14 protein-coding genes are annotated in these 13,862 nt (G+C 33.6%); 10 read left to right on the top strand and 4 right to left on the bottom strand.

Features of this window, described 5'->3' with window-relative positions; genetic code table 11:
* Window positions 1–24: 24 nt before the first annotated feature.
* Window positions 25–894, bottom strand: a complete 870-nt coding sequence (locus FH144_RS07185) for an undecaprenyl-diphosphate phosphatase (protein ID WP_242314683.1) — start codon at window positions 892–894, stop codon at window positions 25–27.
* 272 nt (window positions 895–1,166) lie between these two features.
* Between FH144_RS07185 and FH144_RS07180 the strand changes: the two genes are divergently transcribed.
* Both FH144_RS07180 and FH144_RS07175 read left to right on the top strand, forming a co-directional pair.
* Complete coding sequence (locus FH144_RS07180; protein ID WP_242314681.1) at window positions 1,167–2,798, top strand: ABC transporter ATP-binding protein/permease; 1,632 nt, start codon at window positions 1,167–1,169, stop codon at window positions 2,796–2,798.
* A complete protein-coding gene (locus FH144_RS07175; RefSeq protein ID WP_242314678.1) occupies window positions 2,795–4,480 on the top strand; it encodes an amino acid ABC transporter ATP-binding/permease protein in 1,686 nt (561 codons plus the stop codon). The genes FH144_RS07180 and FH144_RS07175 overlap by 4 nt, the downstream gene beginning before the upstream one ends.
* A gap of 122 nt (window positions 4,481–4,602) precedes the next feature.
* Here the strand turns inward: FH144_RS07175 and mgrA are convergent, their stop codons facing one another.
* Entirely contained in the window at window positions 4,603–5,040 is a 438-nt protein-coding gene (gene mgrA, locus FH144_RS07170) for a global transcriptional regulator MgrA (RefSeq protein ID WP_242314677.1), read from the bottom strand.
* Window positions 5,041–5,265: 225 nt separating this feature from the next.
* Here mgrA and FH144_RS07165 point away from each other — a divergent pair, with 225 nt between their 5' ends.
* The 3 genes from FH144_RS07165 to FH144_RS07155 all read left to right on the top strand — a co-directional run bounded on the left by FH144_RS07165 (window position 5,266) and on the right by FH144_RS07155 (window position 8,175).
* Window positions 5,266–6,198 (top strand): CobW family GTP-binding protein, encoded by a 933-nt coding sequence (locus FH144_RS07165; RefSeq protein WP_242314675.1) that lies wholly within the window; start codon window positions 5,266–5,268, stop codon window positions 6,196–6,198.
* 93 nt (window positions 6,199–6,291) lie between these two features.
* Window positions 6,292–6,597, top strand: coding sequence for a hypothetical protein (locus tag FH144_RS07160; RefSeq protein WP_107507794.1), 306 nt, complete (start codon window positions 6,292–6,294; stop codon window positions 6,595–6,597).
* Window positions 6,598–6,801: 204 nt separating this feature from the next.
* Window positions 6,802–8,175, top strand: a complete 1,374-nt coding sequence (locus FH144_RS07155; RefSeq protein WP_242314672.1) for a cryptochrome/photolyase family protein — start codon at window positions 6,802–6,804, stop codon at window positions 8,173–8,175.
* Window positions 8,176–8,268: 93 nt separating this feature from the next.
* On the opposite strand, the gene FH144_RS07150 is transcribed toward FH144_RS07155, so the two are convergent.
* Both FH144_RS07150 and FH144_RS07145 read right to left on the bottom strand, forming a co-directional pair.
* Window positions 8,269–8,547, bottom strand: a complete 279-nt coding sequence (locus FH144_RS07150) for a hypothetical protein (RefSeq protein WP_242314671.1) — start codon at window positions 8,545–8,547, stop codon at window positions 8,269–8,271.
* Window positions 8,544–9,161 carry a DUF1361 domain-containing protein gene (locus FH144_RS07145; RefSeq protein ID WP_242314669.1) on the bottom strand — a complete coding sequence of 206 codons (618 nt, stop codon included), beginning with the start codon at window positions 9,159–9,161 and terminating at the stop codon, window positions 8,544–8,546. The genes FH144_RS07150 and FH144_RS07145 overlap by 4 nt, the downstream gene beginning before the upstream one ends.
* 427 nt (window positions 9,162–9,588) lie before the next feature.
* Between FH144_RS07145 and norA the strand changes: the two genes are divergently transcribed.
* The 5 genes from norA to pfkB all read left to right on the top strand — a co-directional run bounded on the left by norA (window position 9,589) and on the right by pfkB (window position 13,861).
* Window positions 9,589–10,758: a multidrug efflux MFS transporter NorA gene (gene norA, locus FH144_RS07140; protein ID WP_242314667.1), complete on the top strand. Its 1,170-nt coding sequence runs from the start codon at window positions 9,589–9,591 to the stop codon at window positions 10,756–10,758.
* 196 nt (window positions 10,759–10,954) lie between these two features.
* Complete coding sequence (locus tag FH144_RS07135) at window positions 10,955–11,440, top strand: hypothetical protein (protein WP_242314665.1); 486 nt, start codon at window positions 10,955–10,957, stop codon at window positions 11,438–11,440.
* A 93-nt stretch (window positions 11,441–11,533) separates the two neighbouring features.
* The gene (gene ybaK, locus FH144_RS07130; RefSeq protein WP_242314663.1) at window positions 11,534–12,013 is read left to right on the top strand and encodes a Cys-tRNA(Pro) deacylase; all 480 of its coding nucleotides are present in this window, start codon (window positions 11,534–11,536) and stop codon (window positions 12,011–12,013) included.
* A 169-nt stretch (window positions 12,014–12,182) separates the two neighbouring features.
* Window positions 12,183–12,944 (top strand): DeoR/GlpR family DNA-binding transcription regulator, encoded by a 762-nt coding sequence (locus tag FH144_RS07125; protein ID WP_242314661.1) that lies wholly within the window; start codon window positions 12,183–12,185, stop codon window positions 12,942–12,944.
* A complete protein-coding gene (gene pfkB / locus FH144_RS07120) occupies window positions 12,941–13,861 on the top strand; it encodes a 1-phosphofructokinase (protein ID WP_242314660.1) in 921 nt (306 codons plus the stop codon). The genes FH144_RS07125 and pfkB overlap by 4 nt, the downstream gene beginning before the upstream one ends.
* Window position 13,862 lies beyond the last annotated feature (1 nt).

Below are 13,862 nucleotides of genomic sequence, written 5' to 3'. Positions count from 1 at the left end.
AGATTTCACACGTACTTAGAAAAATTAAATTCCTTTACCGATACCGAAGCCAAAGTAAAGAATAGCAATAATGATTACTAATACAATACGATAAATCGCAAACGGAACTAATTTAACTCTGTTAATTAAATGTAAGAATGTCTTAATCGCGATTAAACCAACAATAAATGCTGCTAAAAATCCGATTAAATAGAATGGTAGATGTGCAAGTTCAATATATTGGTAGTTTTTAACTAATGATAATGCACTCGCTGCTAACATAATAGGTACGGCCATAATGAAAGTGAAATCTGAAGCTGATTTGTGATCTAACTTCATTAAGACACCTGTTGAAATAGTTGAACCAGATCTACTAAATCCAGGCCACATTGCTACGGCTTGAGAAATCCCAATTACAAAGGCTTGAACATAGCTAAGTTGGTCTACATTTTGAGGATTGCGAACCTTTTCACTATATTTATCAGCAATAATCATATAAATTGCACCAAGGAATAATCCAATCATAACAGTAGGTACACTGAATAAATGTTCTTCAATAAAATCATCGAATAAGACACCTAAAATACCTGCTGGAATCATACCTACTAACACATGTAATAAATTCAAACGACGTGGTTTAGAACGAAACTCTTCATTAATCGAAGCATGTCTATATTTTCCAATATGTAACATTTCGAAATAACGTTCACGGAAGACCCATGCGGCTGCAAAGACTGAACCTAATTGGATGACGACTTTAAAAGTAAAAGCGGAATGGGGACCTAAAAATTCTGTTGATTTCAACCACATGTTATCAACTAGAATCATATGGCCAGTAGAAGATACCGGAGCAAACTCAGTTAAGCCTTCAACGACACCTAGAATAAGCCCCTTGATAAACTCAATAATAATCATAAGAAACCTCTTTCTTTTATTTAAAAATTAATTTTATAGTTTTAAAAAATAGATTGTTGTCAAAATTCACTTTACTATAATATCACATTAAATTGCGACTTTGCTAATGATTATAAAGAAGAATGGCAAAATCATGTACGATTATAAAAAACTATTAATTCAAAAATCTATATTTAAAATTTTATTGCCATTATATTGTCACTAATTTTCAAAAGGTATTAAATGCCAAAACAATAATAAGCTCTTATAATAGAAAACTAGGTGAAGTTAAAGTGAAAAAACTAATGAATTTAGTCTTTAAATATAAATCTTTTCCAGTATTAATGGGAATAACCAGCTTTCTTTTAGCAATAAGCGTCGTAGTGCAAAATGTGAGTATCGCAGAATTTTTAAATCGTGTACTCTATCATAACACTACAAATATTTTTTCTTTATTACTCGTTATTTTCATCGTACTAATAGCACGAGTAACATTCAATATGTTCAATTTACGACTTGGAGATCACTTAGCTATGAAAGTGAAACATCAGCTACGTAAACAGGTCGTACTTAAACACTCATCAGCTCCAATTGGCACTCAAATTAATATTTTAACTGAGGCCATTGATGGTTTGGCACCATTTTTCAAAAGTTATTTACCGCAAGTTTTCAAATCTATGATGATACCTTTAATGATTATCATCGCTATGTGCTTTATTCACTTAAATACAGCACTCATTATGATGGTGACAGCACCATTTATACCTCTCTTTTATATTATTTTTGGCTTAAAAACACGTGATGAATCAAAAGAACAAATGAACTATCTAAATCAATTCAGTCAGCGATTTCTAAACGTAGCCAAAGGACTAATTACTTTGAAATTATTTAGACGTACCCATCAAGCAGAAACACTTATCTACGAAGATAGTACGCGTTTTAGAGATCTAACGATGCGTATTTTGAAAAGTGCATTTCTCTCAGGGCTCATGCTTGAATTTATTAGTATGCTCGGAATCGGGTTAGTCGCTTTAGAAGCAGCACTTAGTCTTGTTGTTTTTCATCATATTGATTTTAGAACAGCAGCTATTGCGATTATCTTAGCGCCCGAATTCTATAATGCTATCAAAGATTTAGGGCAAGCATTTCATACTGGTAAACAAAGTGAAGGTTCCAGTGATATCGTTTTTGGATTTTTAAATACTGAAAATGAAGCTCCCAATCACACACCAGAAATTGTACCTACTCAAAGCAACCAAATTGAAATGACCGACGTCGCGTTTCAATATGACGAGAAATCTTTATTTGCTATTCAGAACTTGTCATTAAGCATAAGACAAGGTGAAAAAATTGCCATTGTAGGACCAAGTGGTGCCGGTAAAACAACATTAGCAAAACTATTAACTCAGACATTAGAACCGACAAATGGTCAGGTAACTTTCAATTCAGAAGTAAAGAATGTCGGAATGCTCAGTCAACATCCTTATATTTTTGCGGCAACAATTAAAGATAATATTGCCATGTTTAAAACCGTTTCTGATGACAAGGTACTTCAAGTACTTGATTGGGTAGGCTTGAAAGAAAAAGTCATGTCATTGAAAGATGGTATTCATACACGTATTGGTGAAGGTGGGGAAACAATGTCTGGGGGTCAAATGCGACGTCTTGAATTGTCCCGTATATTATTAATGAACCCCGATGTCGTTATCTTTGATGAACCGACGACGGGTCTTGATATTGAAACAGAACGTGTGATTCAAGAAGCGATTGCTCAACGGTTTCAACATACGACCATGCTCATTATTGCACATCGTGATTCAACGATACGTCAAGCGACAAGACGATTATATATTAAAGAGGGACGTCTAGTAGAAGACGATGCAACGATTTCAGTAAGTATAGATAAGGATGGTGAAGATGCATGAAATCACATATCAAATTTCGACCAGATAGAGACTTGATATTAGCCATCTTAACAGGTATAGGAGGAAGCCTGGTAGCTTTAGCCATGTTTTTCTTAAGTGGCTATATGGTGACTCAAAGTGCATTAGGCGCACCGTTATATGCCTTAATGGTATTAGTGGTGTCAGTGAAGTTATTCGGCTTTTTACGCGCAATCGCACGATACGGAGAACGTTTATTATCTCATAGAACGACTTTTACAATGTTACGCGATGTGAGAGTTCAATTTTTAAAACGATTTATTCCACGTGTTCCACATGTGTATCGTAAATATTCATCTAGTGACTTACTCTCTAAAATGATTAACAAGGTTGAAGCACTACAGAATATTTATTTACGTGTCTACTATCCTCCTGTCGTCATAGGGTTTACTGCACTCATAGCTGCAATAACGTTAATTTATTTTAGCGTTGCACATGCGATAATTATCGTCGTAAGTATGCTCTGTTCTTTATGGCTTGTACCTTGGCTTAGTGCACGACGTGCTTATAAACTTAAACGTCAGGTAGCCTCAGAACAGCGACAATTGTTAACGCAATTCTATGATTACAAAGAAGGCTATGAAGAATTAACGCGTTTTAATCAAAGTGAAGACTATTATCAAGATGTTTTAACATCATTGCGCCAGTATGATGAATCGCAAGCGAAAGAAACACGTTTTTTAACAATGTACGATTATATTTTAAATGTAATTGCTATGATTGCACTATTTGCAAGCTTAGCACTTGGTGTTATGCAAGTTGAAAATGGCCAACTAAATGTGGTCTATTTAACAAGTATAGTACTAATGATGCTAACATTATTTGAACAAGCAGTGTCTATGAGTAATGTCGCGTATTATAAAGCGGACACCGACGAAGCCCTGTCAGATTTAAATGAAATTCTTGATTATCCGGTAGTAGAAGATAACGAACATCTTATGCCTTCTCAAAAAAATGTCTTTGAAATTGAGAATATGAATTTCAGTTACTTAAATCAAGAACTTCCTGTTTTGAAAAATATTAATCTGACTATTCATCAAGGGGAGAAAGTCGCTATTATAGGGCCCTCTGGATCTGGTAAAAGTTCACTTTTACAAATAATGAGTGGCTTATATGACATTGAAAAAGGGGAAGTATTATTTAACGGACAACAAGTCAGCTATATTATCGAAGATGAGCGTTATAGTGCAATGAATGCATTATTACAAACACAACAACTGTTTGATGGAACGATTCGTTATAATTTATTTTCAGAGCAACAAGACGAAACACTCATCAATGTATTAGAAAGCTTGAATCTTGACCATTTAGATATCGAGCAACATATCTCAATCGATGGTAGCAGGTTGTCTGGCGGAGAGGTGCAACGTCTTGCGCTAGCGCGTCTATTCCTTAAAGAAGCGAATGTTTGGCTATTAGATGAACCAACGACCGCTTTAGACGAGGAGAATACGCAAAATATTATGAAGTTAATTCAAGCGCATGCTGACACGCTTGTTGTAGCGACCCATGATTTACAATTATTGCCACAATTCGATACTATTGTTGTGATGATGGATGGTGAAATCGTTGAGCAAGGAAGCTATAATGCATTATGTAAGCGTGATAGCTATTTAAGTCGTATTTTGAGAAATAATGATAAGACTCAAACAGTTAAATCATAACTCAAACAAAAAGCCTGAGATATCTTCGTTGGAAAGATAACTCAGGCTTTTCGTTACTGGTAAATGTATAACAATTGATTTGAAGTAAATAACTTTAATTGGCTTAGTATTAGCATGTCATTCTACTTAGATTGCGTAAAAGCGTTGATGACTTTACCTAATAGACGATTGAGCTCATGCACTTCGTCATTACTTAACGAAGAAGCGGTAGCAACTTTTTGTGATGCTGTGCTTAATTCAGGTTTAATTTTTTCACTTTTTTCAGTGAGATGAATAAATACTTCACGTTGATCTACTTCAGAACGTTCACGTTTGATTAAATCAACTTGTTCCATTCTTTTTAATAAAGGTGATACTGTTCCAGTATCTAATGCTAGTTCTGTTACAACCTTTTTGACATTTACAGGAGATTCATTCCATAAGATACTTAACACTAAAAATTGTGGATAAGTAAGGTTATACTTTTTAAAGACTTTGTTTGAATAATAGCGATTAACCTGTCTTTGAGCATTGTACAAACTAAAGCATAGTTGCTCTTTCAAATTATGTTGTTCAGACATTAAAGTTCTCCTCCAGACATTCTATCCGTCTCTCTATATATATCGGATTAAATTTCGTCTATGTTGCATAAAATATACATTGCAACACACTTCGTTTTAATGCCATACTAAAATTAAAGTATGCTTAAATTTTAGAAGAAAATTCAATTTTAATCAAGTATAATCTAAAATATATAGATATATTATCAAATTCATATAATTTTAAAAAAGAAAAGAGAATTTAATGTGATTAATAATAAAAATGAAAAAATATCTATTACAATTATAACTGGCTTTCTAGGAAGTGGTAAGACTACATTTCTCAAACATTATATAGACCAATTATTAAAAAAAGATGAGAAAATAAAAATTGTAATGAACGAATTTGGAAATTTTGATGTAGATAGTTTAGTAATAGGAGAGAATGTTTCTATAAAATCCCTTGTTAATGGTTGTGTATGTTGCGATTTAAATGAAGATTTAGTCCAACAATTAAAGGCGATGACAACACAAGGTGAGACGACTCATATCATTATAGAAGCTACAGGTATTGCACATCCGCTTGAAATATTTGCTGCTTGCCAAGACCCAACAGTAGTCAAACAAGTGGAAGTGCCACAGATTATTGGAATTGTAGATGCACAGCAATTTTCAAAAAAAGAAGACTATAGTCACTCAACTTCACATTTAATGGAAGAGCAACTAAAATATAGTGATGCAATGATCATTAATAAAGTGGATTTAATTGACGATGCAAGTCTTCAGAACATGCATGATGAGTTGAGAAACCTTAATCCGAATGCGCTAAGAATAGCTACGACATATAGTCAAATAGATATTGCACAATTACAAGAATATCATGATTCAAAAGCAGTTGATGGTCATCATCCACATGCCCATCATCATGGAATCCAATCTATGCAATATACGTTTACTTCGCCTATAGACCGTCAGTTGTTTTATCAGTTTATCATGCGCTTGCCGGACAATGTTCTACGTTTGAAAGGCTTTGTGAAATTTAGAGATCTCCCTGAAGCAATTTATGAATTTCAGTATGCTATGGGGTTACCGGATTATGGCATTATAAATAAAGATGTGCCCTTAACGATTGTGTTAATCGGTGAGGAACTCGATACAGCACGTTTACGTAATCAGTTGGAGATGATTCAATTCACTTAAAACAAGTAATGATATGATTAGATAGTTCAGGACTTTGTCACATATCTAATATGTGAGTGTGATATTTTATAATAATAGTAGGAGGGTTTGCGCATGAATAATGAAGATAAACGTACGAAGCAAATTCGATTTGAATTTAAATGGATCACCATTCCATATGTCATTTTTGCGGTCATTATATTATTGATAAATATTTTCTTTACAAATATAAAAATTTCTATGGCATTATTTGGTCTGTTCTTCGCTTATAATCTAGGAATGCTCTTTGTAGCATTCGTGAATCGTTTCAAACGAACATTAATCTTAACGCTTATTTTAACCGTATTAAGTGCTATCATATTCTTTATTTTATTATATGTATTCGGACTTAATCGTGAAACATTAGGTTTAATCATTTAATAATCAAACTAGTATAAGACTAAATAGACGAAGCTAGGCCATGAAACTATACTATCTTCACTTTCAGTCAATATCGTGGGACGGCACGACGAAATCTTGGGAATTACATAAGATTTCTGTCGCCGTTCTTTTTTGTTCATTAAACATTATTACTTTTCGGGAAAAAAGGTAAAGTATATGAACTTTAGTCTCAGGAGTGAAACAATGAATATTGGTGTAATCCTTAATCGAGTATTTCGGGTGAATAATAACCCGTTATTTGAATATATAAGTCAACAACAAGAGGATATTGATAAATGTTATCTTATTATTCCACAAGAACTATTTGAAGAAGATGGTACAGAATTAAAAGAACGTTATTATTATGGAACGTTAGATAAGTTTTTAAAAGAACTACACAAACATGATATTGAACCATTTTTAATAGATTATAGTCAGCTAGGAGACTTTTCTAAGGATAAAGGCATATCTGAAGTTGTGGTAGCAGGCGATATTATGAGCTATCATCAAGAAGCTTATGATATACGTCATTTGAAGAAGGCGTTTGAAAAGTATGATGTCACTGTGACTACGTTGCGAGCGAATCATTATTTCAAACCTAGTTCGACAATGAATAAGCAAGGTGAACCTTATAAAGTATTCACTAGTTTTTATAAAGCGCATCGTTCTAAACTACGTCAACATTCTTCATACGATTATAAATTAAAAGATATTGCGAAGATTGCCGTTAAGTCTCAACAGACTTTAGATAAAGAGGTTGCACAAGAAGGATTGTCAGAAAGCCAAGCGATAAAAAACTGGAATGAATATTTAGAGAACGACATTCAAAAGTATGATACTAATCGTGAATATTTACCAGAAGTATTAACAAGTCAACTTAGCATCGTTTTAGCTTATGGCCTAATTGATATTAACCAAATTATAGCTCAGCTTTTAGAAAGTTATGAAGAAGATGAAAGTAATATTGAAAAGTTTATTAGAGAGTTGATGTTCCGAGAATTTTATTACGTCTTAATGACGCAATATCCTAACACGGCGCACGAAGCTTTTAATGAAAAGTATCGTCAAATTAAGTGGTCTAATGATAATAAAAACTTCCAACATTGGTGTGAAGAACAAACAGGCTTTCCATTAGTAGATGCAGCTATGGCAGAATTAAATAATACGGGTTTTATGCATAACCGTATGAGAATGGTAGTGTCTCAATTTTTAACAAAAGATTTATTTATAGATTGGACATGGGGAGAAGATTATTTTAGAAAGAAATTAATCGATTTTGATTCTGCATCGAATGTCCACGGCTGGCAATGGTCGGCTTCAACGGGTACAGATGCAGTCCCGTACTTTAGAATGTTTAATCCAATTCGTCAAAGTGAGCGTTTTGATAAAGATGCTTTATATATTAAGAAGTTTATCCCTCTCTTTGATGATATTTCGGCTAAATTGATACATGATCCACTTAAAAATAAAGCTCAACTTGAAGAAGAAGGGGTAAAGTTAGGAACAGATTATCCTCAACCTATCGTGGATCATAAAAATGCTAGAGAATATGTGATGGAGACGTTTAAAAGTATTTAATTATATTCAAAGCTCGAGTAGCTTAGAACCTTCATTATGAAGTGTTCCAAACTGCTCGAGCTTTATTTCTTTATACGAATCTTATCTGTTAGGCTATTTAAAAACAAATAGACAAATATATACGGCTATATATTCGAAGAAAGTAATGATATACATATATTTTAATTTGAATTTAACATTTAATGGAACGTTCCAATTAGGGTAACGACGTTCGTAGTAAAAGACTTGTATAAGGAATAGTCCAATCCCAAGTGGCAATAATGTCAGAATAATACTGTGTGATAGCTTAAAGCCAATCACATGAAAGAAATGACCGATAATCAGTTGCAAAGCTAGGATTATAATCAAAAGCATTAGAATATTTAACATCATTTTGCAACGCGCACTCCTTTCACAAAGACAATGATGACAGCTTGTAATAGAACCATCAGTAAAACAAACGTAATCGTGTGTGTATTCAACGATGAAATCACTTGGTGAACAATCTTGAATGGTTCAGTAATTAAGTGGATGGTATGGAATCTTAAAAAGCGTCCCATATAAATGCCTAAACCATTTAAAAACATAAGAATAATAATTAATGAACGATTAAACCACATTTTCGAAGTGAAATGTAATAATTCGATGTAAATAAGGATCATACAATAAATAGCTAAAAAGACGCCAAGTAATAAATATGTGAAATAAATCCATTCCATTATATTGAGTCGCATATAAAAATCAAATGTAAATTGATTTAAATGAATTAAATCCGTCAACATATAGAATGTATTGGGTACTAATAAGATAAAAATCAAACTAAACACAATAAATAACGGCCACTCAAACGTTTTTCTAGGTCTAAATAATCGTAAAAGTAAACACAATTCAAAAGGCACGTAAGCTAGGAAAAGATTTAAACTCATAAAATTAAAGACCCGTGTTTCAAATAATGAAATTATAAAAAGGATAATAAAATATATTCTCGCAATATAACGCGCGGTCATGTTATACACTACTTTCTTAGGTTATTAATTATAAGGCTCATTTTAGTTAGTCAATTTTTAATAATAAACGTTCACAAGATGGTAATCAAATAATTTAACTATATATTTTAAAACTAAAATGAATAAGATTCACAAAATGAATTTTAAAAGAAGAAAATATCATTTTAACTTGGGTATATTACAAACAATTACCGCCAAAGCATTAAGTTTAATTGCTTAGTATTTAAAATTTACTATTGTAATATAGAGAAGAAATAGTATACAATGTCACGATATTGTATGATGAAGATGTATTAAATCCTTACTATCTTCAACTCTAATTAACATTACTAAGGGACCATGAAATCTTCGAAAATACATGAGATTTCTGTCGTTATTCCCTAGACCTTTGTTATTAATCTCTCAATTAATGAAAAGAGGTGTGACCATGAAAAAACAATTATTTACACTCTACTTTAATATTTTCTTAATCTTTGTGGGAATTGGACTCGTTATTCCAGTATTGCCAGTATATTTAAAAGATTTAGGATTAAAAGGTAGTGATTTAGGTGTTTTAGTAGCAGTCTTTGCGCTATCACAAATGCTCATTTCTCCATTTGGTGGTACGCTTGCAGACAAATTAGGTAAAAAATTAATCATCTGTATTGGTCTAAGTTTATTCGCAATTTCAGAATTCTTATTCGCAGTTGGACATAGTTTTTCTATTCTTATTATTTCAAGAATCTTGGGCGGTTTCAGTGCGGGTATGGTTATGCCAGGTGTAACAGGTATGATTGCCGATATTTCACCCGCTAAAGATAAAGCGAAAAACTTCGGTTATATGTCAGCAATTATTAATTCAGGTTTTATACTTGGACCGGGTATTGGAGGATTTTTAGCAGAATTTTCTCATCGAGCACCTTTCTATTTTGCAGGTGTCCTAGGGGTACTAGCATTCATTATGTCTTTAATATTAATTCATAGCCCACGTAAAGAAACAACAGAAGGTTTCCAAATGTTTGAAACGGAAGAATTTTCTAAGATCAATTGGAAGGTATTTATTACGCCTATCATTTTGACACTTGTTTTAGCTTTCGGATTATCGTCATTTGAAACGTTATTCTCATTATATACTTCAGAGAAAGCACATTACACACCACGTGATATTTCAATCGCTATTGTCGGTGGTGGCGTAGCAGGTGCCGTCTTCCAAGTCTTCTTCTTTGATAAATTTATGAAATATATGACTGAATTAACATTCATTATCTGGTCACTACTCTATTCCGCGATAGTTCTAGGACTGCTCATCGTGTCTAATAGCTACTGGTCTATCATGTTAATCAGTTTTATCGTCTTTATCGGATTTGACTTGATTCGCCCAGCATTAACTAATTATTTTTCAAATATTGCAGGCAACCGTCAAGGTTTCGCCGGAGGATTAAACTCCACATTCACTAGTATGGGTAACTTCGTAGGCCCACTAGTCGCTGGTATGCTCTTCGACATTAATTTAGAATTTCCATTATATATGGCTATTATCGTAATGATCTTTGGTATTATAATTATTTTTATTGAAAAGACAATGCAAGCCAGTCGACGTCATAAACGTTCATCTTAATAAATAAACACTGAAGAAGTTAACACACTAAATACTTTTTTTACATTTAAATTGATAATTTGTAACAATATAAAGTCGTTCGGTAATATAACTGTTACAAAGATTACAGTTATTTTAAATTGCGGTCTACCTAATTATTTTTACTCTAGTTGTGTGTTAAGATAAGTAAAAATTAAGAGGAAATGTGGGTAAGGAGATGAATTTAAAAAACATACTTTTAGGTATGATAGCTGTAATTTTATCAATTTGTTTAGCTTTCTTATTATTTATTGCCACGAATCAAAACGCCTTAGCCAAAGTACATCAAACGATTTCTACATTTTCAAAGATGGGTAACGTATCAGCAATTGAAAATACATTAAATATCAACACTACTCACACGGCTAAAGCTTCTGAAAAAGATAGTAACGAACGTAAAGCGGAAGTGCAATACAATCAGTTACAAACTACGGAACAAGCAACTAATGAGAATCATCAACATACGTATTCAACTGTAGAATGTAAAGCACTCGCTCAAAACTATGCTGAACAACGTTATGGGAAGATAGTTACATTAGATCAAACAGATGAAACAAGCCAAGATGTAACATTTTCTATTCATTCCAATCAAGGTAATCAACAAACTGAAATAGCAGTTGATAAAATTGGTAAAATTGACGCAACATCAAATAGGGGAAACTGATAGCGCCTTTTCTTAAATGAGAAAAGAGCGCTTTTTTCATTTGTAATAGTTTAGTAGTAAACTAATGTATATCAATTAATGAGGTGACAGTGTATGAAACATAAAAAAACGAACGCGATGCGTATGCTTGATAGAGCGAAGGTTAAATATGAAGTGAATACGTATGAAGTGGGTAATGGTCATATGGATGGCATCACAGTAGCAAAAATGGTGGGCGCCGATGTTAAAGAAGTTTACAAAACATTAGTGCTCGAAAATGCGAACCATGACCATTATGTGTTTGTTATTCCTGTCGATGAAACACTTGATATGAAAGCGGCAGCCCATGTAGTAAATGAAAAGAAACTACAATTAATGCCTCTAGATAATTTGAAACAAGTGACGGGTTATATTAGAGGTGGATGTTCACCAGTAGGAATGAAACATTTATTTAAAACTACCATCAATGATTCGGCATTAGTGCTTAATCAAATTATAGTAAGTGGTGGTCAACGTGGCATGCAAATTGTATTGGATGTTAATGATTTAATCGACATTACTCAAGCACAAACGGCGGATATCATTCAAAAATAAGCAACAGTCAATTTTACAAGGGCGGGACTACGAAACCTTTGAAGTTTTATAAAGGTTGCTGTCTCGCTCTCTTTTTCAGAATATTGATTGTTTTTGAATGTTTTTGGTAATTTATGATTGAAAAATGTAAGCGTACACATTATAATATGGAGTGAAGTGGGGTGGTTATATGATTTCAGAAAAACGTTATGATTTGATTCTTCAAGAGTTAAAACGAAAGGAGTTTTTAACGCTCCAAGAATTAATAGAACGAACAGGGTGTAGTGCCTCAACCATCAGGAGGGACTTATCAAAACTTCAACAACTAGGACGTCTTCAACGGGTGCACGGAGGGGCGACGTTAAATAGCAATCGTCATAGCGAACCAATCCTGTCAGATAAACTAACAAAGAACTTGAAAGAAAAGAAAGTGATTGGTAAAAAAGCAGCACAATTAACCCAAGACCATGATTGTATTTTTATGGATGCAGGTTCCTCAACCATTGAAATGATTCCATTTATTGAAGCACAAGATATTGTAGTCGTTACAAACGGTTTAACACATGTTGAAAAATTGCTTGCCCAAGGTATAAAAACGCTCATGATAGGTGGTCAAGTTAAAGAAACGACCTTTGCGACGGTGGGAGCAAGTGCACTGACTACAATGAATCGTTATTGTTTTGATAAAGCATTTCTAGGAATGAATGGATTGGATTTAAATTATGGCCTAACGACCCCCGATGAAAAAGAAGCTTTGATTAAAGAGAAAGCTATCGTTCAAGCTAATCGTTCGTATGTGCTATTAGACCATACAAAATTAGACGAAGTCTATTTTGCACATGTACCAATTGGTGACCATCACGTGGAAATAATCACCTCTAAACAAGCAACGACACATAAACTTTTCAATAAATATCAAGAAAAATATCAATTTTTAGGAGGAGAGTCATGATATATACAGTGACATTCAATCCATCCATCGATTACATCATGTTCACTGATGGGTTTGAACTTAAAGGGTTAAATAGAGCAACCGTTACATACAAATTCGCAGGTGGGAAAGGTATCAACGTTTCACGAGTATTAAACGAATTAGGCGTGCAATCTACTGCGCTAGGCTTCGTTGGTGGCTTCCCTGGCGACTTTATCACCAATGCATTAGAACAAAGCGATATTCAAACGGATTTCATTAAAGTAGATGAAGATACAAGAATTAACGTTAAGCTTAAGTCTGGCGAAGAAACTGAAATCAATGCGCCTGGGCCAAGCGTAACAGCGTCTCAATTTGAATCGTTACTTGATCAGATTAAACAAACGACTGACAAAGATACTGTCATTGTAGCCGGTAGCGTTCCGAAAAGTATTCCAAGTGACTCTTATGCACAAATTGCGGAAATTACGCATCAAACAGGTGCTAAATTAGTTGTCGATGCGGAAAAAGACTTAGTTAATACGGTATTAAAATATCAACCATTATTTATTAAACCTAATAAAGATGAATTAGAAGAAATGTTCGATATTACAGTTCAAACGGATCAAGATGTGGTCACATACGGTCGCCAAATTTTAACGGAAGGTGCACAATCCGTCATTATTTCATTAGGTGGAGAAGGTGCCATTTATATCGATGCAAATCGTAGTATTAAAGCTCAAAATCCACAAGGCAAAGTGATTAATACAGTTGGTTCAGGGGATAGCACAGTTGCTGGTATGGTAGCTGGACTTGAGGCAGGATTATCGCTTGAAGATGCATTTTGCCAAGCCGTAGCATCAGGTACGGCAACGGCTTTCACTGAGGATTTAGCGACGCGTGAAGATATAGAAGAAATCAAATCACAAGTTACGATTACAGTACTTGATGGGGAGTGAA

The sequence above is a fragment of the Staphylococcus sp. acrmy genome, assembly GCF_022690565.1.
Classification (GTDB): Bacteria; Bacillota; Bacilli; order Staphylococcales; family Staphylococcaceae; genus Staphylococcus; species Staphylococcus caledonicus.
Note: the sequence above shows the minus strand (reverse complement) of the source record. Positions and strands in the feature narration are given on the sequence as shown.

What these genes read in the sequence shown, in the direction of transcription:
- FH144_RS07185 (WP_242314683.1), bottom strand. Translation starts at nt 894, where the DNA reads ATGATTATTATTGAGTTTATCAAGGGGCTTATTCTAGGTGTCGTTGAA.
- FH144_RS07175 (WP_242314678.1), top strand. Translation starts at nt 2,795, where the DNA reads ATGAAATCACATATCAAATTTCGACCAGATAGAGACTTGATATTAGCC.
- mgrA (WP_242314677.1), bottom strand. Translation starts at nt 5,040, where the DNA reads ATGTCTGAACAACATAATTTGAAAGAGCAACTATGCTTTAGTTTGTAC.
- FH144_RS07160 (WP_107507794.1), top strand. Translation starts at nt 6,292, where the DNA reads ATGAATAATGAAGATAAACGTACGAAGCAAATTCGATTTGAATTTAAA.
- FH144_RS07155 (WP_242314672.1), top strand. Translation starts at nt 6,802, where the DNA reads ATGAATATTGGTGTAATCCTTAATCGAGTATTTCGGGTGAATAATAAC.
- FH144_RS07150 (WP_242314671.1), bottom strand. Translation starts at nt 8,547, where the DNA reads ATGATGTTAAATATTCTAATGCTTTTGATTATAATCCTAGCTTTGCAA.
- FH144_RS07145 (WP_242314669.1), bottom strand. Translation starts at nt 9,161, where the DNA reads ATGACCGCGCGTTATATTGCGAGAATATATTTTATTATCCTTTTTATA.
- norA (WP_242314667.1), top strand. Translation starts at nt 9,589, where the DNA reads ATGAAAAAACAATTATTTACACTCTACTTTAATATTTTCTTAATCTTT.
- FH144_RS07135 (WP_242314665.1), top strand. Translation starts at nt 10,955, where the DNA reads ATGAATTTAAAAAACATACTTTTAGGTATGATAGCTGTAATTTTATCA.
- ybaK (WP_242314663.1), top strand. Translation starts at nt 11,534, where the DNA reads ATGAAACATAAAAAAACGAACGCGATGCGTATGCTTGATAGAGCGAAG.
- FH144_RS07125 (WP_242314661.1), top strand. Translation starts at nt 12,183, where the DNA reads ATGATTTCAGAAAAACGTTATGATTTGATTCTTCAAGAGTTAAAACGA.
- pfkB (WP_242314660.1), top strand. Translation starts at nt 12,941, where the DNA reads ATGATATATACAGTGACATTCAATCCATCCATCGATTACATCATGTTC.